At 69.6% G+C, this 25,432-nt stretch carries 19 protein-coding genes; 12 read left to right on the top strand and 7 right to left on the bottom strand.

Features of this window, described 5'->3' with window-relative positions; translation table 11 throughout:
* The first annotated feature begins 222 nt into the window (after positions 1-222).
* Entirely contained in the window at positions 223-2,403 is a 2,181-nt protein-coding gene (locus VF139_05130; GenBank protein HEX6850771.1) for a M1 family aminopeptidase, read from the top strand.
* A 4-nt stretch (positions 2,404-2,407) separates the two neighbouring features.
* Here the strand turns inward: VF139_05130 and VF139_05125 are convergent, their stop codons facing one another.
* Genes VF139_05125 through VF139_05115 form a run of 3 tightly spaced genes read right to left on the bottom strand, consistent with a single transcriptional unit; the run spans position 2,408 to position 5,657 of the window.
* Complete coding sequence (locus VF139_05125) at positions 2,408-4,276, bottom strand: mechanosensitive ion channel family protein (GenBank protein ID HEX6850770.1); 1,869 nt, start codon at positions 4,274-4,276, stop codon at positions 2,408-2,410.
* Positions 4,277-4,303: 27 nt separating this feature from the next.
* On the bottom strand, positions 4,304-5,188 hold the full coding sequence (yedA, locus tag VF139_05120; protein ID HEX6850769.1) for a drug/metabolite exporter YedA: 885 nt from the start codon (positions 5,186-5,188) through the stop codon (positions 4,304-4,306).
* 52 nt (positions 5,189-5,240) lie between these two features.
* Complete coding sequence (locus tag VF139_05115; GenBank protein HEX6850768.1) at positions 5,241-5,657, bottom strand: GNAT family N-acetyltransferase; 417 nt, start codon at positions 5,655-5,657, stop codon at positions 5,241-5,243.
* A gap of 36 nt (positions 5,658-5,693) precedes the next feature.
* Here VF139_05115 and VF139_05110 point away from each other — a divergent pair, with 36 nt between their 5' ends.
* A complete protein-coding gene (locus tag VF139_05110) occupies positions 5,694-6,467 on the top strand; it encodes a TSUP family transporter (GenBank protein HEX6850767.1) in 774 nt (257 codons plus the stop codon).
* 181 nt (positions 6,468-6,648) lie between these two features.
* Here VF139_05110 and VF139_05105 read toward each other — a convergent pair whose 3' ends face one another.
* Positions 6,649-7,740: an OmpA family protein gene (locus VF139_05105; GenBank protein HEX6850766.1), complete on the bottom strand. Its 1,092-nt coding sequence runs from the start codon at positions 7,738-7,740 to the stop codon at positions 6,649-6,651.
* 495 nt (positions 7,741-8,235) lie between these two features.
* Entirely contained in the window at positions 8,236-8,817 is a 582-nt protein-coding gene (locus tag VF139_05100) for an OmpW family outer membrane protein (protein HEX6850765.1), read from the bottom strand.
* A 407-nt stretch (positions 8,818-9,224) separates the two neighbouring features.
* Here VF139_05100 and acs point away from each other — a divergent pair, with 407 nt between their 5' ends.
* Complete coding sequence (gene acs, locus VF139_05095) at positions 9,225-11,174, top strand: acetate--CoA ligase (protein HEX6850764.1); 1,950 nt, start codon at positions 9,225-9,227, stop codon at positions 11,172-11,174.
* Between the two features lie 26 nt (positions 11,175-11,200).
* On the opposite strand, the gene VF139_05090 is transcribed toward acs, so the two are convergent.
* On the bottom strand, positions 11,201-13,567 hold the full coding sequence (locus tag VF139_05090) for a hypothetical protein (protein ID HEX6850763.1): 2,367 nt from the start codon (positions 13,565-13,567) through the stop codon (positions 11,201-11,203).
* Positions 13,568-13,689: 122 nt separating this feature from the next.
* Positions 13,690-14,706: a class I SAM-dependent methyltransferase gene (locus VF139_05085; GenBank protein HEX6850762.1), complete on the bottom strand. Its 1,017-nt coding sequence runs from the start codon at positions 14,704-14,706 to the stop codon at positions 13,690-13,692.
* A gap of 80 nt (positions 14,707-14,786) precedes the next feature.
* Between VF139_05085 and ppk1 the strand changes: the two genes are divergently transcribed.
* Genes ppk1 through VF139_05040 form a run of 9 tightly spaced genes read left to right on the top strand, consistent with a single transcriptional unit; the run spans position 14,787 to position 25,384 of the window.
* Positions 14,787-16,928 carry a polyphosphate kinase 1 gene (gene ppk1 / locus VF139_05080; GenBank protein ID HEX6850761.1) on the top strand — a complete coding sequence of 714 codons (2,142 nt, stop codon included), beginning with the start codon at positions 14,787-14,789 and terminating at the stop codon, positions 16,926-16,928.
* A gap of 43 nt (positions 16,929-16,971) precedes the next feature.
* The gene (locus tag VF139_05075; GenBank protein HEX6850760.1) at positions 16,972-17,745 is read left to right on the top strand and encodes an endonuclease/exonuclease/phosphatase family protein; all 774 of its coding nucleotides are present in this window, start codon (positions 16,972-16,974) and stop codon (positions 17,743-17,745) included.
* A 46-nt stretch (positions 17,746-17,791) separates the two neighbouring features.
* Positions 17,792-18,217: an ATP-binding protein gene (locus VF139_05070; protein ID HEX6850759.1), complete on the top strand. Its 426-nt coding sequence runs from the start codon at positions 17,792-17,794 to the stop codon at positions 18,215-18,217.
* Positions 18,218-18,222: 5 nt separating this feature from the next.
* Positions 18,223-18,513: an STAS domain-containing protein gene (locus VF139_05065; GenBank protein ID HEX6850758.1), complete on the top strand. Its 291-nt coding sequence runs from the start codon at positions 18,223-18,225 to the stop codon at positions 18,511-18,513.
* Entirely contained in the window at positions 18,510-19,088 is a 579-nt protein-coding gene (locus VF139_05060; protein HEX6850757.1) for a sigma-70 family RNA polymerase sigma factor, read from the top strand. The genes VF139_05065 and VF139_05060 overlap by 4 nt, the downstream gene beginning before the upstream one ends.
* Positions 19,085-20,089, top strand: coding sequence for a hypothetical protein (locus VF139_05055; protein ID HEX6850756.1), 1,005 nt, complete (start codon positions 19,085-19,087; stop codon positions 20,087-20,089). The genes VF139_05060 and VF139_05055 overlap by 4 nt, the downstream gene beginning before the upstream one ends.
* A 9-nt stretch (positions 20,090-20,098) precedes the next feature.
* Complete coding sequence (locus VF139_05050) at positions 20,099-23,023, top strand: hypothetical protein (protein ID HEX6850755.1); 2,925 nt, start codon at positions 20,099-20,101, stop codon at positions 23,021-23,023.
* A complete protein-coding gene (locus tag VF139_05045; GenBank protein ID HEX6850754.1) occupies positions 23,020-24,045 on the top strand; it encodes a PrsW family glutamic-type intramembrane protease in 1,026 nt (341 codons plus the stop codon). Before VF139_05050 ends, VF139_05045 begins: the two co-directional genes overlap by 4 nt.
* Before the next feature lie 37 nt (positions 24,046-24,082).
* Positions 24,083-25,384, top strand: coding sequence for an MFS transporter (locus VF139_05040; GenBank protein ID HEX6850753.1), 1,302 nt, complete (start codon positions 24,083-24,085; stop codon positions 25,382-25,384).
* Positions 25,385-25,432: the final 48 nt, after the last annotated feature.

The raw sequence follows: 25,432 nt of genomic DNA, 5'->3' as shown, positions 1-25,432 counted from the left end.
GCCTTGAGGACCGGCACCCAGTCGGCGACCGCGGGGACTTCCCCGGGGGGAACGCCGGGGGGGCAGCAGCCGGCGAGGGGGTTCAGGACCTTGAGGGCGCGTTTGACCATGACGCCGGGGAGGATACGACTTATATCGATGACTGTCAATATAGCGGGACACGATTTTTGTTCGGACCGTTTGGCGTATATATCCGCCGGTTTTCCACTTCGGGGGGACTTCATGCGCCGTTCGTGTGCCCTGCTCCTGCTCGCCTGCTTCTCATCTCTCTTCGTTTCCGCCGCCGAACCGCTGATCATCCCCTCCCCGGAGGAACGGGCGGAGTTCCGCAAGAACCACAAGTCCTATATCCCGCCGCTCGGCCCGAAGACCCGGGCCGCCGCGGAGGCGTGGGAGGCCCAGGAGGACTTCGACGTCCTCCACTACTTTCTCGACCTCGAGTTCACCCTGTCGAGCCGCAACGTGAGCGGAACGGTCACCGCGACGGTGAAGAGCCTCGTCCCGTCGCTCACGACGGTCCCCTTCGACCTCTACGACAACATGTCGGTGTCGAGCGTGAAGCGGGGCGGGACCAACCTCGCGCACACCCACCAGAACAACCTCCTCACGATCACGCTCAACACGCCGCTCGCCCTGGACGAGCAGGCCGATCTCACGATCGCCTACTCGGGGACCCCGCAGTCGGTGGGTTTCGGATCGTTCGGCTGGAACCGCGGGGGCTTCGGCGGAGGAGCCGCGGTCTGGTCGCTCTCGGAGCCGGAGGGCGCGCGGACGTGGTGGCCGTGCAAGGACCGGCCGGACGACAAGGCGACGGTCGAGGAGTGGTGGACGGTCGGAGAGGGCTGGACCGCGACCGGGAACGGGAAGCTCATCGGGACGGTCAAGAGGGGCCGGCGGACGCAGTACCAATGGAAGCCCACGCGGCCGCTGACGACCTACCTCGTGTCGATCGCCGGAACCGACTACGCGAGCTTCTCGCACACCTACACGGCGCTCGACGGCGTCACCACGATGCCGGTCGAGTACTACGTGTATCCGGAGGACCTCGCCGACGCGCAGGTTTCGTTCACGCCCACCGTCCCGATGATCGAGTATTACGCGCAGAAGTTCGGCGAGTACCCGTTCCTCGAGGACAAGTACGGGATGAGCGCCTTCCCCTTCTCGGGGGGGATGGAGCACACCACCAACACCTCCTACGGGTACTCGCTCATCAACGGCGGGCACAATTACGACTACATCATCGCGCACGAGCTCGCGCACCAATGGTGGGGAGACTCCATCAGCCCGCACACGTGGCCGGAGGTCTGGCTCAACGAAGGGTTCGCGACCTTCTCCGAGGCGCTGTGGGCCGAGCACCTCGGCGGGGCGTCGCAGTACCGCAGCTACATGAATTCCCTCTACTCGTCGAACTTCGCGGGGACCGTCTACGACCCGGTCGACCTGTTCGGCTCGACGGTCTACGACAAGGGGGGCTGGGTCCTTCACATGCTGCGCGGGGTCATGGGGGACGGTCCGTTCTTCCTCGGGCTGCGCGACTGGTATCAGCAGCGGCGGGACGGCACGGGGACGACCGCGCAGTTCCAGGCGACGATGGAGGCGCGGCACGGGGCGGGCCTCGACTTCTTCTTCCAGGAGTGGGTCTACAACGGAAACTCGCCCGTCTATGAATTCGGCTTCAAGAACGCCGACGCGGGAGGCGGGGTCTTCCGGACCTACGTGCGGATCCGGCAGATCCAGACCAACGCCGGGACCTTCACGATGCCCGTGCGGCTCACGCTCGTCACCGGCGCGGGGAACGACGTCCGCACGGTGTGGAACGACGCCGCCGACCAGGATTTCGTGCTCACGACCGGCGTTCCCGTGACGAACGTGATCTTCGACCAGGACGACTGGATCCTGAAGAACGGCGAGACGCAGATCCCTCTCGCCGACGCCGACGTGGACGGGGTGCCCGACCGCAACGACAACTGCGTGGCGATCGCGAACGCGGGGCAGCTCGATTTCGACGTCGACGGCGCGGGGGACGCCTGCGACGGCGACGACGACGACGACCTGCTCGACGACGCCTCCGACTGCGCCGCCTTCGACGCGACGCAGGGGACGCCGGAGGAGGTCGCGGCGCTCACGCTCGAGCCCAATGCCGGCATGACCCGGTTGTCGTGGCCCGGGGCGGCGCGCTCGGACAGCTACGAGGTGGTGCGCGGCGATCTCGCCTCGATCCCCTCCGGGTACGGCGGGTGCGTGGCCTCGGGGCTCGCGGGCGCGCCGTGGGACGACGCCGCCATTCCGCTCGACGGGGCCGGATTCGGCTACCTCGTCCGCGGGCGCGACGCGGGCTGCGGCGGCGCGGGCTCGCTCGGCGCGACCTCGGGGGGCGCCCCGCGGGAGGCGGCCTGCCCGTAGGGATCTACCCTTCCTCGACGGGTTTCGGGGGCGGGGCTTCGCCGGACCCCCTGGGCGGGTAGTCGAGGGTGCCGCGAAGCTCGGTCGCGCGCTCGGGCGGGATCTCCGGGAAGGGGAGCGTCCCGCGGGAGCGCCAGTCGCGGACCTGCGATTCCGCCCGCGTCCTCGCCTCCTCGTCGTTGCCGGCGTCGCGCCGCAGGTACAGGGTCTGCGACGGGAAGGCGAAGCCGGTCCCGGCGGCGCCGACGAGGTCCATCACCCGCAGGAGGATGTCCTCGCGGATCGCCGCGAACTCGTTGAAGTCGCGCGACTGGACGTACGCGAGGACCTCGACGTCCAGCGAGGCGGCGCCGAAGGCGATGAAACGCACGCGCAGCCCCTCCGGGTCGACCTTCGGGTGCGCGAGAAGCAACTCGCGCAGATTCGTGAGCAGGAAACGCAGCTGGTCCGGCGTCGTCTCGTAACGCAGGTTCAGCACCGTGCGCAGGCGGATCTTGTCGCGCACGTTGAAGTTCTCGATCTGGACGGTCGAGAACTCCGCGTTCGGAACCGAGATCACCGTGCGGTCGAGGGTGCGCACCCGCGTGGAGCGCAGGCCGATGTCCTCGATCGTCCCCTCCTTGTCGCCGAAGCGGCAGAAGTCGCCGACCCGGACCGGCTGGTCGGCCGAGAGCACGATCCCGCCGAAGACGTTCTCGATCGTCTTCTGGGCGGCGAGCGACACCGCGATGCCGACGATCCCGAGCCCGGCCAGCAGCGAGCTGACGTTCACGCCCCAGTTCTGCAGCGCGGCCAGGACGGCGAGGAAGATCACGAGCGCCTTGAGGGTGCGGCGCATGACCGCCAGGGTCGCGAGGGACTCCGATCTCCCCTGCTCGACCATCCGTCGGGTGATCGTGTGGAGCAATCCGTCGACCAGGCGGACGAGCGCCCACGCCACGAGCGCGATCCAGATCAGCCCCGCGAGGCGCATCACCCCCTGCCGCGCCGGGATCGACAGGTGCAGCACCACCGACCCCACGATGAACAGCAGCAGCGCCATCATTCCGCGCACGGGTCGGTAGGCCGCGTCGATGACGACGTCGTCGAGGGTCGTATGGGTGCGCCGCGTGATGAATCGAAGGACGCGGTAGAAGGTCCAGTTGACCGAGAACGAGAGGCCGTAGGCGATCGCGGCGAGGAGGACGAGGCCGATCCACTGCCACGCCGCGACGTTGCCGACCCGGGTCCCCGTCAGCCAGTCCGGGATCCGGTCGCCCAGCGCCCCCCAGCCGTAAGCCTCGTACAGGGGCTCGAGGCGCCTGAGGGTTCCGGGCGTGAACTGCCAGACGAACTTCCCCGGCTCCGGCTCGCGCTTCCAGAGGTTGATCTCGTAGGAGGTCCCATCCGCCTCGATGGCGCCCACCCGGTCGACTTCGTCCGGAAGTCCGTCCTCGGGCTCGCCGCCGGGCAGCGGCGACAGGGAGCTCGTGTCGATCCACAACTTCTGGTCGAGGACGATCTTCAGCCGGCGCGCGAGCATGGGACCCGCGGCGGCCCGCTCCGCCTCGGGAACGTCCGCGAGGTCGAGGTAGTGCGCGGCCTCCGCCCAGCTCCGGGCCCGCGACGCGCGCAGGTACGCGACGACCGCGCCGCGCGGCGTATCGGGGCCCGCGACCTCCGCGCCGCTCGTGCCGCCGGCCTCCGCGATCAGCTTGCTTGGAAGCGGGAGAAACCCCGGCGCCGCCTCCTCCTTCGGCGCGGAATCGGCCGCCGCGCCGGTGGTCGCGACGGCCCCCGCTCCCGCCAGCAGCCTGCGTTTGGAGGCATCCGCCTGCGCGAGCGCGGGAGCGGACGTGCCGAGGACGAGGACGAGCGCGGCGAGTCGACGCATGCGTGAGCGACCTCCGATCGCGGCATTCTAGCGGCCGCGCGAAGGGGCGCTCACGATCAGGGCCACCGAAACGACGATCACGGCCGCCGCCGCGACGGTGCGTCCGGTCAGGGGCTCCCCGGCGATCGCCCAGCCGAGGAACACGGCGACGACGGGGTTGACGTAGGCGTACGTCGCGGCCCGCGCGGGGGTCGTCGCGGAGAGAAGCCACATGTACGCGCTGTACCCGACGATCGCCCCGAAGGTCACGAGGTAGGCGAGCGCCAGACAGGACGAGGCGGTCACGCGCGCCGCGTCGAACGACGCCGGCTCGCCGCGCAGCAGCGACACGATCGCGAGCGCGGCGCCGCCGCCGAGCATCTCCATCCCCGTCGCGAGGAGCCCCGACTCGGGGAGGACCGCCCGGCGCGAGAACAGAGACCCGACCGCCCACGACAGCGACGCGAGGACGAGCGCTCCCGCGCCGAGGAGATCGACGGCGCCGTCGCTCCCGGGTCGACCGACCAGCAGCACGATCCCGATCAGTCCTCCGGCCAGGCCCGCCCCCTCGCGGACTCCGGGGACGCGGCGCTGGAGGGCGACCATGAAGAGGGGCACGCAGGCGACGATCAGCGCCGCGATCCCCGAGGGAACCCTCTGCTCGGCCCAGGTGACGAGGCCGTTCCCACCGAGAAGCAGCAGCGACCCGACGATCGTCGCGTCGCGCCACATGCGCGGCGTCGGGGAGCCGGCGCCCCGAAGGCGAGCCGCGGCGAAGAGGATCGACCCCGCGAGGAGAAACCGCGCCGACGCCATGCCGAACGGCGGAAGCGTCTCGACCGCGTAGCGGATGGCGAGGTAGGTCGATCCCCAGATGAGGTAAACCGCCGCGAAGGCGAGTAGGAGCTTCGTTCGGAACGCGCGATCGCCCATGCTCTCGATTACGTCGATGCGGGCGGTTTCGCGCCAGCGCGTGGACGGAGCCTCAGCGGTGCACGCGGCGTTTGAGCAGGCCGTCCCCCGACGGCGCGAATCCGTGCGAGACGAGCCAGCGCGTCACGTGCTCCCCGTCCGGGTGCGTGGGGCGCACGGCGTTGTAGAGGTAGTTCAGGCCGCGCGAGGCGGCTTCCTTCTCGAGGCCGTCGAGGATGAACGCCCCGACCCCCCTCGACCGCGCGGACGGGTCGACCGCCAGGAGGACCTCCGCATCCCCCCAGGTGCAGTCCATCCAGCCGTATCCGACGATCGCGCCGCCGTCCTCGACGCGGAACCACTCGCCCGGGGCGAGGCTCCCCTGGCGCAGATGCGAAAGGTCGAACACCCCCGCGGGGGCGCCGCCGAGGATGCGGTCCTTGCCGGCGTCCCAGCTCGGGTTGTCCTCGTGGATCCACGTCAGGGCCATGGCGATTCCCTCCCGGATCGCGCAGTCTACCGCGCCATGGAGCTCCTGCTCGTTCCGCTCGTGGCCCTCGGCGCCTCGGCGCTCACGTTGTTCTCCGGATTCGGGCTGGGGACGATCCTGCTGCCGGCGTTCGCGTTGTTCTTCCCGGCCGACCTGGCGGTCGCCATGACGGCGGTCGTCCACCTCCTCAACAACCTGTTCAAGCTGGCGCTCCTCGGCCGCCGCGCCGATCGCGGGGTCGTGCTGCGCTTCGGGATCCCCGCCATCGTCGCGTCCTTCGCGGGGGCGGCGGCGCTCGTCGGGCTCTCGTCGCTCGCTCCCGTCGCGACGTGGTCCTGGGGCCCGCGCAGCTTCGCGATCGAGCCGATCAACCTCGCGATGGCGGCGCTGATGGTCGCCTTCGCACTCCTCGAGATCTCGCCGGCGGCCGACCGCCTGGAGTTCCCGACGCGCTGGCTTCCTGTCGGAGGGTTGCTGAGCGGGTTCTTCGGCGGGTTGTCGGGGCACCAGGGGGCGCTGCGCGCGGCGTTCCTCGTCCGGGCCGGCCTCTCGAAGGAGGCGTTCCTCGCGACGGGGATCTCGGTCGCCTGCCTCGTCGATCTCACGCGCCTGTCGGTCTACGCCGGGCATTTCAGCGCGTCGGGGGTGCGCGAGAACCTCGGGCTCGTCGCGGCGGCGACCGCCGCCGCCTTCGCCGGCGCCTTCGCCGGCACGCGGCTGATGCACAAGGTGACCCTGCGCGCCGTGAAGCGCACCGTCGCCGCGATGCTCGTGCTGATCGCCGTGCTTCTGGCCGCCGGCGTCGTTTAATGGGGACAGCAACCTATTTCGCAACTGGGGACAGCCACCCGATTCACCCATCCCCGAAAACCTCGCCTTTACGGCGCTGGGGGGATCGGGTGACTGTCCCCAGTTGCGAAATAGGTTGCTGTCCCCAAAAAAAGCGGGGGCCCCGCGGCCCCCGCTTCCTCCGGTCGATGAGTGAGCGGACCTACTGGTCCGTGCGACGCAGGGCGACGCGGCGGTTCTTCGCCCGGCCCTCTTCGGTCTTGTTGTCGGCGATCGGTTCCTTCTCGCCGTAGCCCTTCGCCGTCATCCGGGAAGCCGCGATCCCCTTCGACAGGAAGTAGTCCTGCACGGCCTTCGCGCGACGATCGGAGAGCTTGAGGTTGTAGGCGTCCGAGCCCTTCGAGTCCGTGTGGCCACGGATCTCGAACGTCGCCTCGGGATAGGCCTGCAGCGCGAGGACGACCTTGTCGAGGACGAAGGTCGACTCGGTGGTGATCGTGGCGCTGTCGTTCGCGAAGGTGATCCCCTCGAGAATGAACTCGCGCTGCTCGGGGGTGAAGATCGGCGCAACCTTCGGCGCCGGAGGCGGCGGGCAACCCTTCTCGTCGACCTTCAGGCCGGCCTCGGTGCCGGGACACTGGTCGAGACCGTCGCACACGCCGTCGCGATCGCTGTCGATCGGGCAGCCCTTCGCGTCGACCTTGCAGCCCTTGGTGGTGCCGGGGCACTGGTCGATGCCGTCGTAGACGCCGTCGCCGTCGGTGTCCATCGGGCAGCCGTTGGCGTCGACCTTGGCGCCCTTGGGCGTGTTCGGGCACTTGTCGATGCCGTCGTGCACGCCGTCGCCGTCGGTGTCCTTGGTGCAGCCCTTCTCGTCGACCGGAACGCCGGCCGGGGTGCCCGGGCACTGGTCGAGTCCGTCGAGGACGCCGTCCCCGTCCGAATCCTTCGGGCAGCCCTTTTCGTCCACGATCGCGCCGCGCGGCGTGTCGGGGCACTTGTCCTTCTTGTCGGGAACGCCGTCGCCGTCGGTGTCCTTCGGCGGACCACCCACGCCCCAGCCGAGGCCGACGAGGGCCTTGTAGTTGAGGAAGTTCTCCTCGTTGAGTCCCGAGTCCCAGAAGGTCTGGTCGGCACGCAGCTCCCAGGAGAACACGCCGTTGTCGCCGTAAGCGCGGCGCTGGCCGAAGCCCAGGGACGCGAACGGGCGCAATGCGTTCCCCGAGCCGGAGGGGTTGAACACCGCGAAACCGAGGCCGGGCGAGAGGAACGTCCGCCACTTCTGGCCGAACATGAACCACTGGATGCCGGCACGACCGGCGACCTCGGTGACGTCGCCGAAGAGCGCATCGTCGCCGTTGTACTTGAGCGCCGTGAGATCGGCGAAGGCTCCGAGCGAGTCACTGATGCCGTGACCCAATCGAAGCCCGAGCAGCGGGCGCAAGTCGGAGTCGTTGTCGTCTCCGACGAGCTTGTTGTCGCCGACCCCCGCGCCGAGCAGCAGGCTCAGATCGGTTTCCGGACCCGTGTCCGCCGCGAGCGCCGGCGCACACGCGACGAGCCCCGCCACGGCGGCAAGGGCGGCCTTCCGCAGATTCAACCGCATCGCTGTTCCCTCCACTTTCGGTGCGACCACGCCCGCCTCAGGACGGACGGCGGGGCTGCTCGGCCCCGGATTCAGTCCGAGCGCGAACTCTATCCGACGAGTGGGGTTTTTTCCATGAATCGCGGGCAAAAACACGAAGGGCCCGCCGGAGCGGGCCCTTCGGTCGGTTCGGGACGGCGGACCTTAGAAGCGGTAGGCGACGCCCGCGCGCAGGACCAGCGGGTTCACGTCGACGTCGCCGACGCCGTCGCCGTTGGCCTTGCTGAAGAGGTAGCGCAGACCTCCGGTGAAGGCCCAGCTGCCCTTGATCGGGACGTCCACACCGGCGTTCACGCCGTAGGTGAACTCCCCGTCGGTGCTCGGGTCCACGGCGGCGGGGTTATCGACGTCGACGTCGCCCCAGAAGGTGTAGCCGACGGTCGGTCCGACGTACCAGTCGGCGTTCCCGGCGGTGGGGAAGTGGTAGTTGGCGCTGATGAGGAGGGGGGTCTGATCGATTTCGGCGAACTTGGAGCCGTCGGCCTTGACGTCGTGCTTGGCGTAAAGGACGGCTGCCTCGACGCCCCACGCCTTCGCGAACTTGTATTCGAAGGACGCGTCCAGCCCGACCGCCGAGTCGGCTTCGAACTTGATGTCGTCGATCGTCGAGTCGGCAGTCGGCGTGATGAACGCGACGTTGCCGCGGAAGATCAGGGTCTCGTCGGCGGCCGTCGCCGGGACGGCCACTGCCGCCGCCGCCACCATCGCCAGGATCGTCTTCTTCATGGGGGGTCTCTCCTTCTCGAATCGCCCGTCTTGCGGGTCTTGTGTTCTTCCCCTACCGGAACACTCAAGATGCCGGCAGGTTTCGTTCGGGACGAGCGTAGCAATAGGGCAAGTTCTGGGCCGTGGGGGGAAGTACGTAGCATGTGTTGAAATAAATGGGTTTTTTCGAATCCAGCCCCAAGCCTAGGCTCTTGTTTCCTGCGCCGATTGGGCAGCCTTTATGCGCCGAATTGGCCGTATTTCGTCTTTTATTCGCTCGATGGACCGTCGCGGACGCCCCACGCTGGCCGCCGCGCGGGAGCGGCGCGAGGCGTGGCGCCGAGCAGGGGGACTTGACTCGCGTTAATCCCGCGCGCGCGGTTCTGGTGCAGACTCGCGGCCCCCCGCCGTCTCGAGGAGGGCCCGCCATGGCCGAAACGCAAGACGACGTCCGGCTCGACCTCACCGGCTCCCAGCGCGCGACGATCGACGCCCTCGCGAAAGGCGGCGAGACGATCCAGCCTCCGGAGTCCCTCCTGAAGGGCGCGGCGATCGACTACGACGCCGAGCGCGCGCTCGCCGCGGGGGACCTTCGCGTCTTCTGGGCGCGGAAGGCGGCCCTGCTGGAGTGGGCCGAGCCGTGGAAGGAAGTGCTGCGCTGGGACGCGCCGAAACACGAATGGTTCGTCGGCGGCAAGCTCAACGCGACCGTCAACTGCATCGACCGGCACGCGCACAGCGAGCGCCGCAACAAGGCGGCGATCCTCTGGGTCGGTGAGAACGGGGAGGAGCACGCCTACACCTACGCCCGGCTCTACCGTGAGGTGAACCGCTTCGCGAACGCCCTCAAGGATCTCGGCGTCGGCATGGGCGATCGCGTGATCGTCTACATGCCGCTCGTGCCCGAGGGGATCGTCACGATGCTCGCGTGCGCGCGCATCGGCGCGATCCACTCGGTCGTCTACGCCGGAATGGGGAAGGAGGCGCTTCGCTCCCGCATCGTCGACGCGGGGGCGAAGGTCGTCGTCTGCTCCGACTACACCTACCGCCGCGGGAAGGCGATCGACCTGAAACGGATCGTGGACGACGCCGTCCGCGACCTGATCGACGTCGAGCACGTCATCGTGCACCGCCGCGGCTCGCGCCCCGGCGACCCGCCGTTCAAGTTCGACAGCGAGCGCGAACACGATTACTACGACGTGCAGCAGCCGCGCGCGATCCATTGCGAGCCGGCGATGGTGGACGCCGAGCACCCGCTGTTCATCCTCTACACGTCGGGGACGACCGGGAAGCCCAAAGGGGTCGTGCACGCCACCGGCGGATACATGGTCGGGGTGACCTACCTCAGCCGGGCCTTCTACCAGATCGGCGAGCGCGACATCTACTGGAGCACCTCGGACATCGGCTGGATCGTCGGCCACTCCTTCATCGTCTACGGGCCGCTGTCCGTCGGCGCGACGATCCTCTGCCGCGAGGGCGTCCCCGACTACCCCACCCCCGAGGTGACCTGGGAGCTGGTCGAGCGGTTCGGCGTGAACGTGATGTTCACCGCCCCCACGGCGCTGCGCATGTGGATGAGCCACGGCGGCGACGTCCCCGCGAAGTTCGACCTCTCGCGCCTGCGGCTGATCGCCTGCGCGGGGGAGCCGCTGAACCCCGAGGCGCACCGCTGGGCGCAGAAGCACCTCGTGTCGCAGTCGGGGGGCATGGTCGTCGACAACTGGTGGCAGACCGAGATCGCCGGACCGGTGCTGGGGACGCTCCCCACCTACGAGGCGCGCCTGGGGAAGGTCGGCAAGGCGATGCCCGGGGTGCGGGCCGAGGTCGTCTCGAAAGAGGGCGCCCCCGTGCCCGCGGGAAGCGGCGGCCTGCTCGTGATCCGCGACCCGCTCCCTTACATGATGCGCACGGTCTGGAACGACCCCGACCGCTACGCGGAGTACTGGAAGCAGATCCCCGGCTGCTACAGCGCGGGGGACGTCGCGGTGCGCGACGCGGACGGCTACTTCGCGGTGCTGGGCCGCGCCGACGACGTCATGAACGTCGCAGGGCACCGCATCTCGACCGCCGACGTGGAGTCGTCGCTGCTCCGGCATCCCGCGGTCGCGGAAAGCGCGGTCATCGGTCTGCCCGACGAGCTCAAGGGAGAACGGATCAAGGCGTACGTCGTGCTCCGCCCCGGCGTGAAGCTCGGGACCGGCGTCCGCGCCTCGATCAAGGACCACGTGCGCGAGGATCTCGGGCCGATCGCGCAACCGAGCGAGATCGAGGTCATCCAAGCGCTTCCCAAGACCCGCTCGGGGAAGATCGTCCGGCGGTACCTCAAGGCCAAGGCCCTCGGCGAGGATCCCGGCGACCTGAGCACCCTCGCCGACTAGCGGACGCGGGCGACGGTCCCGGTTTCCTACCCGCGGCGGAGGATCGAGAGCGGGCTGGCGAAGTCGTCGGTCCAGAGAAGCTCGCGCGAACGCGCGGGCTCGCGGAACCCCTCGAGGGGCTGCCAGCCGCCGCCGCCGAGCATCAGGGGGGTGAGCACCGCCGGCTTTTCGGCCAGCACGACCCAGCGCGCGGAGGACCTTCCGTCCACGCGGTCCTGCTCGGAGAGCTGGGCGAGGTCGAACCAGAACAGCCCGGTGCGCCCGGTCGCCGCCGCGATCTCCGCCAGGACGGGCACGAAGTCGAAGTGCTCCACGCTGACGTTCACCGCGAGCACGCCGTCCGGGCGGAGCTTGCGGAAGTAGACGTCCATCGCCTCCCGCGTCATGAGATGCAGCGGCGGAGCGTCGGAGCTGAAGGCGTCCATGATCAACAGGCCGATGCTGCCGTCGGGCTCCCGCTCGAGGAGCTTGCGACCGTCCCCCGCGGCCGTCTCGATCTTCGCGCCGCGCGCCTCCGCGTCGCGCAGGTAGGTGAACCACTCGGGGTTCCGCGCGATCGTGATCACTTCCGGGTCGATGTCGTAGAACCGGAAGCGCTGGCCGCGCTCGGCGTACGCCCCGATCGAGCCGACTCCAAGGCCCACCACCACGACCTCGTCGAGGATGGACTGCCGGCGGTACGTGCGGAACACGTGCCCGAGCGGCCCCTTGACGTGGAAGTAGGTCGTCGCGCGGTAACGCAGCTGCGGGTGCATGAGCTGTGCGCCGTGCAGCGTCGTGCCGTGGTAGAGCGTGTGGAACGGGATGTTCGCCTTGAGTCCCGCCTCGGGTCCGCTCTTCACCTCGAAGTCGATGCCGTTCACCTTCGTGATGCGCATCACGCCGAAGAACGTCCGGGCCGAATATTCGATGTCGCCCACGCTCGTGCGCCAGGTCTGCCCGATGAAGACCAACACGAACACGGCGAGCCCGAACCGCACCGGGCGCAGCACGAACGCCGCCGCCGCGAGGATCGCGAACAGGGCCACGTTGCGCATGTGCGAGACCAGGTCCCCGGTGATCTCCTTCAGGAACGGCAGGATCGCGAACGCCAGCGCGATCGCGAGGAGCGCCGGAGCCACGAGGTCGATCACGCGGGCGCGGCGCTCGACGCCGCGCCCGCGCGCCGCGGCGCCGGGAAGCGCGAGGCAGGCGGCCCCCAGGGCGATCGGGTACTCGACGACCGAGGTGAAGATCATCGGCGCCACCAGGGCGCAGAAGATCCCGCCGAGCGCGCCGCCGACCGAGATCCACAGGTAATACCCCGTGAGCCGCTCGACCGGCGGCCGCATCGCGGCCAGGCGACCGTGGACGGCGAGCCCGGCGGCCGCGAGCACCCCGAGGAACAGCGGGACCCCGACGGTCGGATCGGGGCGGGCCGTGGTCCACATCGTCCAGACGAGCACGAGCACGAGCGGCGGGAGCGCCCACCGCGACGCCTGCGTGGCCGCGGGGCCCCACGACGAGAACGCGACGACGAACGTCGCGAGGTAGACGGCAAGGGGCAGCACCCACAGCAGCGGCACCGCGGCGACGTCGGTGGAGAGCGTGAGGGTCGTCCCGAGCATGAGGCTCGAGGGGATGAACGCGAGCCCGACCCACGTCGCCCTCGTCTTGAGGTCCTCCCGGGCCGTGACCCCCGCGACGGGCGCGGGGACCGCCGGCGCTTCGCCGCGGCGCGCCCGCCACAACACCGCGCCGCACGCCCCCACCAGGACGACGTAGACGACGTAGCCGATCGCCCACAGCCCGGTCTGGCTCGCCCAGCCGCCGGTCGCGACCGCCAGGCGAGGCTCGAGGAACAGCGGATACGCGAGAAGCGACCCGAGACTCCCGAGATTGCTCGCCGCGTACAGGAAATACGGATCCTCAGAGCGGGCCGATCCGCTCGCCGCGTACCAGCGCTGGAGGAGCGGGCCGGTCGTCGACACCACCACGAACGGGGCGCCGATCGAGAGCGTCAGCGCCCCGAGCACCCAGAACGCCGGCGAGGCGCCGTCCGCGGGGGGAGTCTGGCCGATCCGCATGGGGAGGAAGGCGAGCGGCGCGAGGAGGACGACGGCGTGCACCGCGACCTGGGTGCCCCACGAGAGCCGCCGCGCGAGCAGGTGCGCGTAGGCGTACCCCGCGAGCAACGCGACCTGGAAGAAGACCATTGCCGTGTTCCACACGGCGGGGCTACCCCCGAGCGAAGGGAGGAGCATCTTCGCCGCCATCGGCTGGACGAGGAACAGCAGCATGGCGCCGAAGAGGATCCCGGCCCCGTAGAGGAGGGTCACTCCGTCCACGCGCGCGGCGCGGGCGGGTGCGGCATCGCGGGCGGCGGACGCCGCGGAAGATCGGGAACGACTCACGGGGGGCTCCTCGAGAGCCTTGTTATATACCGCGTTTCGCCGGATTGGATTGGGAGGGCCCGACCTCGCCGCCCGATCGAGCATCGCCTTGCCCGCCGGGAACGCGACCCCGGGGCCGGAGTCTACGTCCGTCCCGCCCCCCGCGCGTCCTTCCGCCGGACGCGGAGGACCGCGATCTTCGTCGGGTGCGCGAAGGGCGCGGGATCGGCGGGGTACGGGACCGGGCCGGACCGCGCGGGGCCGAGGACGTCGTCGGGAACCGGCACGATCGACTCGAGGGTCACGTACCCGTCGCGCCCGATTCCCTCGAGGGCGGCGAGGTACGCGGCGCCGGGGACGAACAGGCCGTTGTTCACCGCGAAGATCCGGCCGCCGTCGGCGACGAGCGGCCGGACCTTGTTGAGCAGCCGCTCCATCCCCCGCTCGAGATCGACGGTCCCGCGCGCGTCGGTCGAGAAGAACGGCGGGTCGACGATCACGGCGTCGAACAGCGCCCCTTCGCGCCGGAGCGAGGCGGCCTCCACGAAGAAGTCGCGCGCCCGGAAATCGCGCCGGCGGACCTCGAAGCCGTTCAGGGCGTACGACGCCCGCGCCACCTCGAGAAAGCGGCGCGTGCGGTCGAGGTGGATCACCTCGGCGGCGGGAGCGGCGCGCGCGGCGACCCCGAGGCTTCCGGTGTAGGCGAAGGCGTTGAGCACCCGCGCCCCGGCGAGTTCCGCCTTCAGCAGCCGGCGCAGCTCGCGGGTGTCGAGGTAGAAGCTCGCGTCCCGGTTGAGGGTCAGCTCGATCGCGTACCGGACGCCGTGCTCGACGACCTCGCGGTCGGGGGCCCCATCGAACCCGGGGATCGGGAGCCCGTTCCGCTCCGCGGGGTCCCGGCCGTGGCGGGCCTTGCGGATCGCCGCCCTCACGCCGGGAACCCGGGATGCGACGAGCGCCGCCACGCGGCCGGCCCGTTCCTCGGACGCATCGCGGTCGTACAGGACCAGCGTCCGTGCGTACAGATCGACGACGAGGCCGGGCCAGCCCTCGCGGAAACCGTCGAACAGCCGCACCGCGGCGTCCCTCGACCCCTCGAGGACGAGGCGACGGGCCTCCAGGGCCCGTCCGACCGCTTGGGAGAGCTTGTCCTCCGTCATGGCGCCCGCGACACCGATTCGTCAGGATCCTCCTCGGCACGAGGTGTTTCGAACCGCCCACGGGCCAAGGGAGAGCCGCGATGGACGCGCCGCCGGTCGGCATCGGTCCCGACCAGCCCGAAGCGTACTTCAATCGAGAGTTGAGCTGGCTGGCTTTCGCCGCGCGCGTGCTCGCGCTCGTCGAAGACCCCGAGCTGCCTCTGCTGGAGAGGGTCAAGTTCGCGGGGATCATGGGGATGCTCCACGACGAGTTCTTCATGAAGCGCGTCAGCGGCCTCAAGAAGCTCGTGCAGAAGGGCTCGCGGCGCCGGTCGCTCGACGGCAGGACCCCCGAGGAGGAGCTGGCGGCATGCCGCGACGAGATCCTCCGCCAGACCGCCACGCTCGATCTGCGCGTGCTCGACGAGTTGCGTCCCGCGCTCGAGGACGCCGGAATCCCGCTGTACGATCACGACGCGCTCGACGCTTCGGCGCGCGAGCACGTGCGCCGATACTTCGTCGCGTCGGTGATGCCGATCCTGACGCCGCTCGCGGTCGACGCCGAGCACCCCTTTCCGTTCATCAGCAACCTCGGGCTCAACCTCGCCGTGCAGCTGCCGGAGCCGGGCACCGCACGCACCCGGTTCGTTCGGGTCAAGGTGCCGAACAACCGACCGCGCTTCATCCCTCTCCCCCGCGCGGGTTTCGTTCCCTTGGAGCAGGTGATCGCGGCGAACCTGGACCTCGTGTTCCCGTCGCACCCCCCCGAGAGCGTCCACCTGTTCCGCGTGACGCGTGGAGCGGAGGGCGAGCGCGACGGTCGGGCCGACGTCGGCCTGGACGACGACCTGCTCGAGCCCGGCCGCATCGTCCGCCTGGTCGCCGACGATCTCAAGGCGAGGAAGTTCGCGGGGGTGGTCCGGCTGCAGGTCGAGCCCGGCATGCCGCAGGCGCTCGCCGACTGGCTCTGCGCCCAGCTGCGGGTCGGGCCCCAGGACGTCTTCGTGCAGCGCCACTTCCTGGGATTGAGCGACCTCCTCCAACTCGACGTGTCGGACCGCCCGGACCTGCACCTGCCGCCCCACCGTCCCGTCGCGCACCCGCGGCTCGCGGAGCTCGCGACGGCGAGCCCGGAGGCGTTCTTCGACGAGATCCGCCGCGGAGACGTGTTCCTCCACCACCCTTACCAGAGCTTCGACTCCTCCGTGCTGCGTTTCCTGGAGTCGGCGGCGGTCGATCCCGACGTGCTCGCGATCAAGCTCACGATCTACCGCACGAGCAAGGACTCCCCGATCGTGCGCGCACTCGCGGAGGCGGCGCGGCGGGGCAAGCAGGTGGCCGTGCTCGTCGAGATCACCGCGCGATTCGACGAGGCCCCGAACATCGCCTGGGGGCAGTTCCTCGAGAACGAGGGGGTCCACGTCGCCTACGGCGTCGAGCGCCTGAAGACCCACGTGAAGGCGGCGCTCGTGATTCGCGAGGAGGGGGGAGAGCTTCGCCGCTACGCCCACCTGGGCACCGGCAACTACCACACGGGAACGGCCCGACTCTACGAGGACGTCGGCGTGCTCACGTGCGAGCCCGAGGTGTGCGACGACGTGGCGCGCATCTTCAACGAGCTCACCGGCGCGTCCTCGACCGCCGCCTATCGCCGCCTGCTCGTGGCCCCCACCTTCATGCGTGACGCGTTCGTGTCCCGCATGCGTCGCGAGGCGGAGCACGCGCGGGCCGGACGGCCTTCGGGGATCTTCGCCAAATTGAACCAGCTGCAGGATCGCGAGGTGATGCGCGAGCTCTACGCGACGAGCCGGGCGGGGGTTCCGATCGACCTCGTCGTCCGGGGCCTGTGCTGCCTGAGGCCCGGTGTGCCCGGGCTCTCCGAGACGGTGAGGGTCTGGAGCGTGGTCGGCCGGTTCCTCGAGCACAGCCGGATCTACCGGTTCGAGAACGGAGGCGATCCGGAGTACCTGATCGGCTCGGCGGACTGGATGAAACGCAATCTCGAGAACCGGGTCGAGACGATCGTCCCGCTGGCCGATCCCGAGGTGCGGCGCGAGGTGGAGGCGATCATCGAGACCTACCGTCGGGACAACGCGTCCGCCTGGGACTGCCGCCCCGACGGCTCCTACGTCCGTCGTCGCCCCGCGGCGGGAGAAACCCGCATCGCGGTGCAGGACGCGCTGGCCGCCCGAGCCCGCGACCGACGGTCCGCGGGGCCGGGGATCCCGATCCCGGCGGTCTGATGCCGGCGTATAGTTTTCCCGGCGGCGGACCGGGAGGTCAGGCATGCGCCTGCGGGTGCTGACCTACAACATCCACCGCGCCATCGGCGTCGACCGGCGGTTCCGGCTCGACCGCATCGCGGAGATCGTCGCGCACCACGACCCGGACGTCGCGATCCTCCAGGAGGTCGACGACGGCGCCCCCCGCTCCGGACACATCAACCTCGCCGCGGAGCTGGCCCTGCTCCTGGGCTACCCGCACCTCGCGGTCGGGCACAACGTGCGACTGCGCCAGGGCCGGTACGGGAACGCGACGCTCTCCCGGCATCCGATCGTGCGCGAGCGGAACATCGACCTGACGATCGGGGGTCGGAAGCGACGCGGATGCCTTCACGCGACGATCCGCGTGTTGCCCACGCACGGCGCGCCCCGCGACGTCGAGGTCTTCAATCTCCACCTCGGCCTGTCCGCCCGCGAGCGCGACCTGCAGGTCGCGGCGCTCGCGCACGCCCGCGAGTTCTCCGCCCTCGACCCGCAGCGCCCCTGCGTCCTGGCCGGGGACTTCAACGACTGGCGGAACCTGCTCCGCGCCGCGTTCGTGAGCGTGCTCGGCATGCGGTGCGCCACGGAGCGCGCACCGGACGGGCGGCGCTGCCTGCGCACGTACCCGTCGTTCTCCCCCACGGGCGGGCTCGACCGCGTGTACGTCCGGGGGCCGCTCCGCGTCCTCGCCGCGAGGACCTGCCGACTGCGGGCCTCGAGGGTGGCGAGCGATCACCTGCCGGTCATCGTCGACCTCGGATGGACCGCCGCGGCGGGCGCGAGAGTCCTCGACTGAGCGCGCTCCAGTGTGGCATTCTTTGCGCCCCCCGCTAACGAGAGGAATGGCCCTGTCCGAGGTCCGAGCCCCGCGAACCCGATTCGAGCGCCGTCTCGACGCGCTCGGCGCGGTCTTCGACTGGCTGGACCGGTGGTTCGACGCCGGCGGCTTCGGGGAGGAGGACCGTTTCGCCCTGCGCCTGGCCGCCGAGGAGCTTTTCGCCAACGCCGTCCGCCACAATCCTGCGGGGAGCGGCGGTATCGACCTCGAGGGGCACGCCCACGACGGGCGGGCGACCCTCGTGCTGACGGATCACGACGCCGACGCCTTCGACCCGCGGAGCCTGCCGGAGCCGCGCGTGGACGCCCCCCTCTCGGAGCGAACGCCGGGCGGGCTCGGTATCCACCTGATCCGCCGCATGATGGACCGAATCGACTACGACCACGACGGGCGCCGCGCGACGACGACGATCGTGAGAAGACTGGGGTAAACGGCATGTTCGAGATCCGGCAGAGCGAGGAAGGCGTGATCGCGCTCTCGGGACGCCTGGACGCATCCCACGCCGCGAGGCTCGAGGAAACCCTCGATGCCGTGCAGGGGCCGGCGACGCTCGACCTCGCCGGGCTCGAATACGTCTCGAGCCTCGGGCTCGGCGCGCTTCTCAAGACCCAGAAGCGGCTGATGGGCCGGGGCGCGGGATTGCGGCTTCGCGGGCTTTCGCCGCACCTTCGAGAGGTGTTCCGGTTCTCCGGCTTCGACCGGATCTTCGAAATCGAGGGGGCATGAGCCAACCTTCGGGGCCCGGGCCTGTAGTTCCCGATGACGGCGCGAACGATGCCGCGCTCGTCCGGGAGGTCATCGAAGGCCATGTCGACGCGTTCGAGATCTTGGTACGCCGACATCAGCGCCCGGTATATTCCGCCGTGCTCCGCATGGTCCGCGATCCCGAAGACGCCCGCGATCTCGCCCAGACCGCATTCCTCAAGGCCTTCGAGCAGATCGGGACGTTCGACCCCAGGTACCGGTTCTTCAGCTGGATCTACCGGATCGCGATTCACGAGGCGATCAACCACCTCCAGCGCAGGAAACGCCCGGAGCCTCTCGTCGAGGACGTCGTCGACGACGACAAGGGTCCTGAAAGTCGGATGGAAGGCCGCGAGCTCGAGCGCGCCGTCCAGGCTGCGCTCGCCGCGCTCACCCCGGAACACCGCGCGGTCGTCATCCTCCGGCACTTCCTCGACGGCTCCTACCAGGAGATCGCCGTGGCGCTCGAGATCCCCGAGAAAACCGTCAAGTCCCGCCTTTTCGAGGCCCGCCGCGCCCTGCGACTCCGCCTCGAGACCATGGGGATACTGAAATGAACGAACCCCTGGACCCCGAGCTCGACACCCTGCTGGCGAAGATCCCCGACGCCGAACCCCCGGCCGACCTGGCGGCGTCGGTGATGGAGAAAGTCCGCGAGCGCCATTCGGCGTCCAACCTTTCCCCGCGGGCCGTGTATGGAACAACGAACCAGGAACCCGGTAACCGGGAGTGGAGGAGAACGACGATGACGCAGCATTCGACGGGGATGAGCGGAGCCAGCCGGCTCATGTGGCTTGCAGCGGCGGCGGTGGTGGCGGTGGCCGGGATCGTCTATTTCCGCGGACCGGGCCCTGCCGAACAGGACGTCGCCGGGACCATCAGCCCCGCGACCAAGTACCAGGCCGAGCAGGTCCCCGCCGGGACGACCACGGTCGAGGGGATCGGCGCCGACCCGTTCCTCCAGAGCGAGCTCTTCGACAAGATCGTCAAGGACCCGGCGATCGTGGAGGTTCTCTCCAACGACGCCTTCCTCCAGGCGCTGCGCGTCGACGCGGTCCGGCAGTCGGTCACGGCGGACAATCTCCAGGCCGCCCTCGACAACGACGCGATCCGCTACGCGCTGAAGAGCGACGCCGCCCGCCAGGTGTTCGAGAGCGCGGCGTTCGGCCCGTTCGTCCGGAGCGAAGCCCTCAAGAACGCGACCACCGCCGAAGCGGTGAAGTCCGCCCTCAAGAACGAGGCGGCGAAGCTGGACGCGATGAAGGTCGGCGACGTCAAGACCGCGTTCACGAGCGACGCCCTCACGACGATCCTCGGGAACGAGGCGCTCCGCACCGCGATGCGGAACGAGTCCTTCCTCGACGCCATGAAGCTCGGCGCCTTCCGCGAGGTCCTCGCGAGCAACGCGATGAAGCTCGCCCTCAAGAACGACGCCTTCCGGCAGTCCCTCAAGAGCGAGTCTCTCGGCCGCTCCATCGCCGCGGGCGACGCCCTCAAGAACGCGCTCAAGAGCGACGCCATGAAGCACGAGCTCAAGAACGAAGCGAAGCCGAACTAGTCCCGTTCCTTGATCGCAGCCCTTCTCGCCGCCGTCGCGCTCGCCAACGATGCGGGCGCGACGGCGGCTCTCGCCACGTTGGAGTCGGACGAGCTCGTGCTCGTCCACCGGGCGCCCCTGCAATCCCACCTCGCCCCGCAGGTCGCGCGCTGCTTCTACAACTCCCTCGAGTTCCAGCAGCGCGTCTTCGGTTGGGAACCCGCCCGTCCCGTCACCGTCCTGATCAACGACTTCTCGGACTCCGGGAACGCGAGCGCGATGGGGACCCCCCGGACGGTGCTCCTCCTCGAGACGTCGCCGATCGGGATGGAGTTCGAGACGGTCTCGCCGAACGAGCGGTTCAACTGGCTGATGAACCACGAGCTCGTCCACCTCGCGACCGTGGACAAGGCGACGAAAGCCGACCGCCGCTGGCGCACGCTCTTCGCGGGGAAGGTCGTCCCCACCGCCGAGCAGCCGGAATCGATCCTCTGGTTCTGGCTGACCTCCCCACGCGACGCCGCCCCCCGCTGGTTCCACGAAGGAATCGCCGTCTTCGCGGAGACGTGGATGGCCGGCGGCCTGGGACGCGCCCAGGGGTCCTGGGACGAGATGGTCTTCCGGACGAAGATCCTCGAGAACGCCGCGCTGCGCGATCCCCTGGGCCTCGTCGCCGAAGGGGTGAAGACCGACTTCCAGGTCGATGTGAACTCGTACCTGTACGGAACCCGGTTCATCTCGTGGCTGGCCCTGACCCGTTCCCCCGACCACGTCGTGCGCTGGATCCGGCGCGACGAGGGTTCGAAGCGCTACTACGCCTCGCAGTTCAAGCAGGTCTTCGGGATCTCGCTCGACGAGGCGTGGGCGCAGTGGACCGGATTCGAGAAGGAGTTCCAGGCGGAGAATCTCGCGGCGATCCGGACCTACCCGGTCACCCACGGCCGCGATCTCGTCGACCGTCCGCTCGGCTCGGTCTCGCGTCTCCATTACGACGAGCGGGACGACCGGCTGTTCCTCGCCGTGCAGTACCCGGGGAGCGTCGCGTTCATCGGCTCGCTCCCCGCGGCGGGCGGCGAGATGAAGCGCATCGTCGACGTGAAGGCGCCGATCCTCTATGCGGTGACCTCCCTCGCCTGGGATCCCGGCCGGCGGAAGATCCTCTACACCACCGACCACGTGGAATACCGCGACCTGCGCGAGGTCGACCCCGACACCGGCGAGTCGCGGACGCTCCTCAAGGACGCCCGACTCGGCGAGCTCGCCTTCGATCCCGTGACGCGCGCGTTGTGGGGGGTCCGGCACTTCAACGGCATGGCCTCGGTCGTGACCGTGCCGGAGCCGTACACCGAGTGGAAGCTCGCCCGGGCCTTCCCGTACGGCGAGGTCCCGCGCAACCTCGCGGTCTCCCCCGACGGAACTCTCCTCGCCGTCGCCGTCGGAGAGGCGGACGGCGGCCAGGTCCTTCGCCTCTACCGGACCGCGGACCTGCGCAAGGGTGAGGCGAATGTGGTCGCCGAGCGCCGGTTCGGCGTGGCCGCCCCGCTCGACTTCGTCTTCACCCCCGACGGCGACCACCTGGTCGGCAGCGCCTACTACACCGGCGTCGCGAACGTGCTCCGCTGGAACTGGAGGACCGACGCCCTCTCCGCGCTCACCAACGCCGAGACGGGGTTCTTCCGTCCGCTCCCCATGAAGGACGGGAGGCTGTACGCGATCCGTTACGCCGAAGGCGGCTTCGTCCCGGTCGAGCTCGACGGAAAGGAGGCCCCCGACCTCGCGGCGATCACCTTCCTCGGGACGAAGGTGATCGAGACGCACCCGGAGCTGAAGGACTGGAACGTCGGCCCCCCCTCGGAGATCCCGATCGACACCCTCGTGACGCGCCAGGGGAGCTACCGCTCCGGACGCGGCATCGGAGTCGAGTCGGTCTACCCGGTGCTCCAGGGGTACAAGGAATCGATCGGCGTCGGCGCGAGGATGAACCTCTCGGATCCGCTGATGCTCAACCGCATCTCGCTCACCGCGAGCTACACCCCCGACTCCGACCTCGCCGGCGACGAGAAGGCGCACGCCGACCTTCACTACGAGCGCTACGACTGGCGCGCCCGCGCCACGTACAACTACGCCGACTTCTACGACCTGTTCGGCCCCACCAAGCGCAGCCGCAAGGGCTGGTCGGTCGGCGCGGGCTGGGGAAAGACGCTCGTCGACGACCGTCCCCGCAGGCTCCGCCTCGACGTCGACGCCGCGTACTTCGGCGACCTCGAGCGCCTCCCCTTCTATCAGAACGTCGTCGCCCCCGACCGGCTCGCCTCGGTCGTCTCGACCCTCGAGTGGTCGAACGCGAGGACGCCCCTGGGCGGAGTGGACGCCGTCAAGGGGCAGCGGGCGAGCCTGAGCGGCGCGGTCGACCGCGCGGGCGGGGAGATGTTCCCCAAGCTCGTCGCGACCTGGGACGCAGGCCTGGCGCTCCCCCTGTCGAACTCCTCCGTGTGGCTCCGCACCGCGGCGGGCGCCGCCTCGGGGGACCGGGAGAACGAGCTGGCCTCCTTCTACTTCGGAGGCTTCGGGAACAACTGGGTCGACCACGGCGACGAGAAGAAGTACCGGGAGTGGTGGAGCTTCCCGGGCGAGGAGATCAACGCCCTGGCCGGCCGGACCTTCGCCAAGGTGATGACCGAATGGAACCTCCCGCCCCTGCGATTCGCGCGGGCGGGTTCGCCGGGCATCTACGCCTCGTGGGCGAGGACCTCGATCTTCGCCACGGGAATCGAGACCGACGTGGGAGATTCCGCGCTGCGGCGCAGGATCGGAAACGTCGGGGTGCAGATCGACGTGCGTTTCACGATACTCTCTCGCCTCGACATGACCCTGTCGTTCGGTTACGCCTCGGCGTTCGAAGAGGGGACCAAACCCCGCGACGAAGGGATGGTGTCGTTGCGCGTGCTCCGGTGACGGCGGGTGCCCTTCTCGCCTCCGCCACCGCAGGCTTCGTTCCGGTCCTCGCGCTGCTCCTCGCCCTGACCGCCCTCGACGCCTACAAGCTCGTGCGGCTCCGCCACGTCCTGTACACCGTCGGCATGGGGGCGGTGCTCGCCGTCGTCGCGCGCATGGCGGGGACGCCGATCGCCGACGCGCTTCCGATCTCCGCTCCGCTGTTCTCCCGCTACGTGGCGCCGGTCCTCGAGGAGGGGCTGAAGGCGGCCCTTCTCGCCTGGATCGTGCGGACGAACCGGGTCGGTTTCGCCGTCGACGCGGCGATCCAGGGGTTCGCGACGGGGGCCGGGTTCGCCCTCGTGGAGAACGTCTTCTACTGGCTGAGCCACCGCGACGCGGGGTTTTCGGTCTGGCTGGTGCGGGGCGTGGGGACGGCGGTCATGCACGCCGGCGCGGCCGCGGTCTTCGCGGTTCTGACGAAGACCCTCTTCGACCGCCGGCCGAAGGGACTGGGGGGCGCGTGGCTCCCCGGATTCGCCGCTGCGGTCGGCCTGCACTCCCTCTACAACCACTTCCTCCTCTCGCCGGTCGTCTCGGCGATGGTGATCGCCGTCGCGATCCCCGCGTCGGTCGTCGCCGCCTTCCGATGGGCCGAACGCCGGGTCGGGGAGTGGCTCAACCTCGGGTTCGACGCCGACACCGAGATGCTGGAGCTGATCCTCTCCGGGCGGGTCTCCGAGTCCCCGGTCGGCCGCTACCTCGACTCCCTCAAGGGCCACTTCGAGGGACCCATCGTCGCGGACCTCCTGAACTACCTCCGGGTCCGCCTGGAGCTGGGACTGCGCGCCAAGGGGCTCCTGATGCTCCGCGAGGCCGGTTTCCCCACCGAGCCGGACGAGGAGGCCCGGGAGCAGCTCGCCGAGATGGACTTCCTCGAGCGCAGCATCGGACCGGCCGGAAAGCTCGCGCTCGCCCCGTTCATCCGCTCCGGGGCGGCCGACGCCTGGCAATGGACCCTATTGAGGGGCCAAGGGCGCTAGAATCCGCGGCCGTCCCCGGGTTCCCATGGGAGGTCGCATGGCCGCACGCACGAAGTTCCCGCCGGTCTTCTGGGTCGCCAACCTGATCGAGGTGCTCGAGCGGTTCGCGTATTACGGCATCTACTTCGGGTTCGGGATCTACCTCGCGTCGCTGGGGTACTCCCGCGACCAGCTGGGGATCATCCAGAGCCTGTTCCTCTTCTGCTCGTACATGATCCCGGTCGTCTCGGGGACGTTCGCCGACCGCTACGGGTTCAAGAAGGTCCTGATCGTCTCGTACATGGCGTACCTCCCGGCGATCCTGCTCCTTCTCGCCACGAAGACCTTCTCCGGGATCGCCGCGGCGATGTTGTGCATCGGGTTCGCCGCCGGAATCTTCAAGCCGCTCATCGCGGGGACGGTGCGCGTCACGACCGACTCCACGAACACGACGCTGGGCTTCGGCATCTTCTACGCGATGGTGAACATCGGAGGCTCGTTCGGCCCGATCGTGGCCGGAAAGCTGAGGGCCATCTCCTGGGACCACGCGTTCCTGTCCTCCGCCATCGCGGTGGGCGTGATGTTCGTGATCACCCTGCTCTTCTACAAGGAGCCGCCCCGCGCGGCGACGGTCGAGCCGCTCGGCAAGAAGCTCAAGGACATCCTGGTCACGCTGCGCGACGTCAAGTTCGCGTCGTTCCTGATCCTGCTGGGCCTGTTCTTCTGGCTGCCCTTCTGGGGGTTCTTCAACCTGTGCGCCCTCTACGTGGACGGCGCGGTCGATACCGCGGCGCTCTACGCGAGCCTCGACAGGGGACTCTCGTGGATCCCGGTGCTCGGCCCGTGGATCGTGGGGATCGTCTCGCACGAGGTGGACGGCGTCCGCCGCGTGCTCGGCGAGTCGGTCTCGCACACCGGCTACATCATCATGCTGCTGCAGCTGCCGATCTCGTTCGTCTTCGAGAAGTTCCGAGCGCTTCCGTCGTTCATCTTCGGGCTCGCGGTCGCCGCGGCGGGATTCGCCGTGATCGGGCTCGCGGCGACCGGCGCGGCGGCGCTCGTTTTCCTGGGCATCGCGCTGTTCGCGGTCGGCGAGATGATCACCTCGCCGCGCATCCAGGAGTACATCACGTGGATCGCGCCGAAGGAGAAGGCCGGGCTCTACATGGGCTCGAACTTCCTCGGGACGATGATCGGCGCGACGCTGAGCGGCATCTACGCGCCGATGTACGGGTACTTCGAGCGGATCGGCCATCCGGGGGGCGCCTGGTACGTGCTCGCGGGTCACATGGTCCTCGCGGTGGTCGCGTTCCTCGCGTTCGTCCGGTTCGCCGGGGAGTTCCAGACGCAGTCGGAGTAGCGGTTCCCGAGCGGAGGGCGCTATAAGGATCCCGGCCCCCGGGGTTCC

The organism is Candidatus Polarisedimenticolaceae bacterium, assembly GCA_036376135.1.
Taxonomy (GTDB): domain Bacteria; phylum Acidobacteriota; class Polarisedimenticolia; order Polarisedimenticolales; family DASRJG01; genus DASVAW01.
Note: the sequence above shows the minus strand (reverse complement) of the source record. Positions and strands in the feature narration are given on the sequence as shown.

Coding starts and splice junctions, on each gene's coding strand:
- VF139_05060 (HEX6850757.1), top strand. CDS start 18,510: ATGAGCCAACCTTCGGGGCCCGGGCCTGTAGTTCCCGATGACGGCGCG.
- VF139_05040 (HEX6850753.1), top strand. CDS start 24,083: ATGGCCGCACGCACGAAGTTCCCGCCGGTCTTCTGGGTCGCCAACCTG.
- VF139_05065 (HEX6850758.1), top strand. CDS start 18,223: ATGTTCGAGATCCGGCAGAGCGAGGAAGGCGTGATCGCGCTCTCGGGA.
- VF139_05055 (HEX6850756.1), top strand. CDS start 19,085: ATGAACGAACCCCTGGACCCCGAGCTCGACACCCTGCTGGCGAAGATC.
- VF139_05085 (HEX6850762.1), bottom strand. CDS start 14,706: ATGACGGAGGACAAGCTCTCCCAAGCGGTCGGACGGGCCCTGGAGGCC.
- acs (HEX6850764.1), top strand. CDS start 9,225: ATGGCCGAAACGCAAGACGACGTCCGGCTCGACCTCACCGGCTCCCAG.
- yedA (HEX6850769.1), bottom strand. CDS start 5,188: ATGGGCGATCGCGCGTTCCGAACGAAGCTCCTACTCGCCTTCGCGGCG.
- VF139_05115 (HEX6850768.1), bottom strand. CDS start 5,657: ATGGCCCTGACGTGGATCCACGAGGACAACCCGAGCTGGGACGCCGGC.
- VF139_05075 (HEX6850760.1), top strand. CDS start 16,972: ATGCGCCTGCGGGTGCTGACCTACAACATCCACCGCGCCATCGGCGTC.
- ppk1 (HEX6850761.1), top strand. CDS start 14,787: ATGGACGCGCCGCCGGTCGGCATCGGTCCCGACCAGCCCGAAGCGTAC.
- VF139_05125 (HEX6850770.1), bottom strand. CDS start 4,276: ATGCGTCGACTCGCCGCGCTCGTCCTCGTCCTCGGCACGTCCGCTCCC.
- VF139_05130 (HEX6850771.1), top strand. CDS start 223: ATGCGCCGTTCGTGTGCCCTGCTCCTGCTCGCCTGCTTCTCATCTCTC.
- VF139_05105 (HEX6850766.1), bottom strand. CDS start 7,740: ATGTTCGGCCAGAAGTGGCGGACGTTCCTCTCGCCCGGCCTCGGTTTC.
- VF139_05070 (HEX6850759.1), top strand. CDS start 17,792: ATGGCCCTGTCCGAGGTCCGAGCCCCGCGAACCCGATTCGAGCGCCGT.
- VF139_05110 (HEX6850767.1), top strand. CDS start 5,694: ATGGAGCTCCTGCTCGTTCCGCTCGTGGCCCTCGGCGCCTCGGCGCTC.
- VF139_05100 (HEX6850765.1), bottom strand. CDS start 8,817: ATGAAGAAGACGATCCTGGCGATGGTGGCGGCGGCGGCAGTGGCCGTC.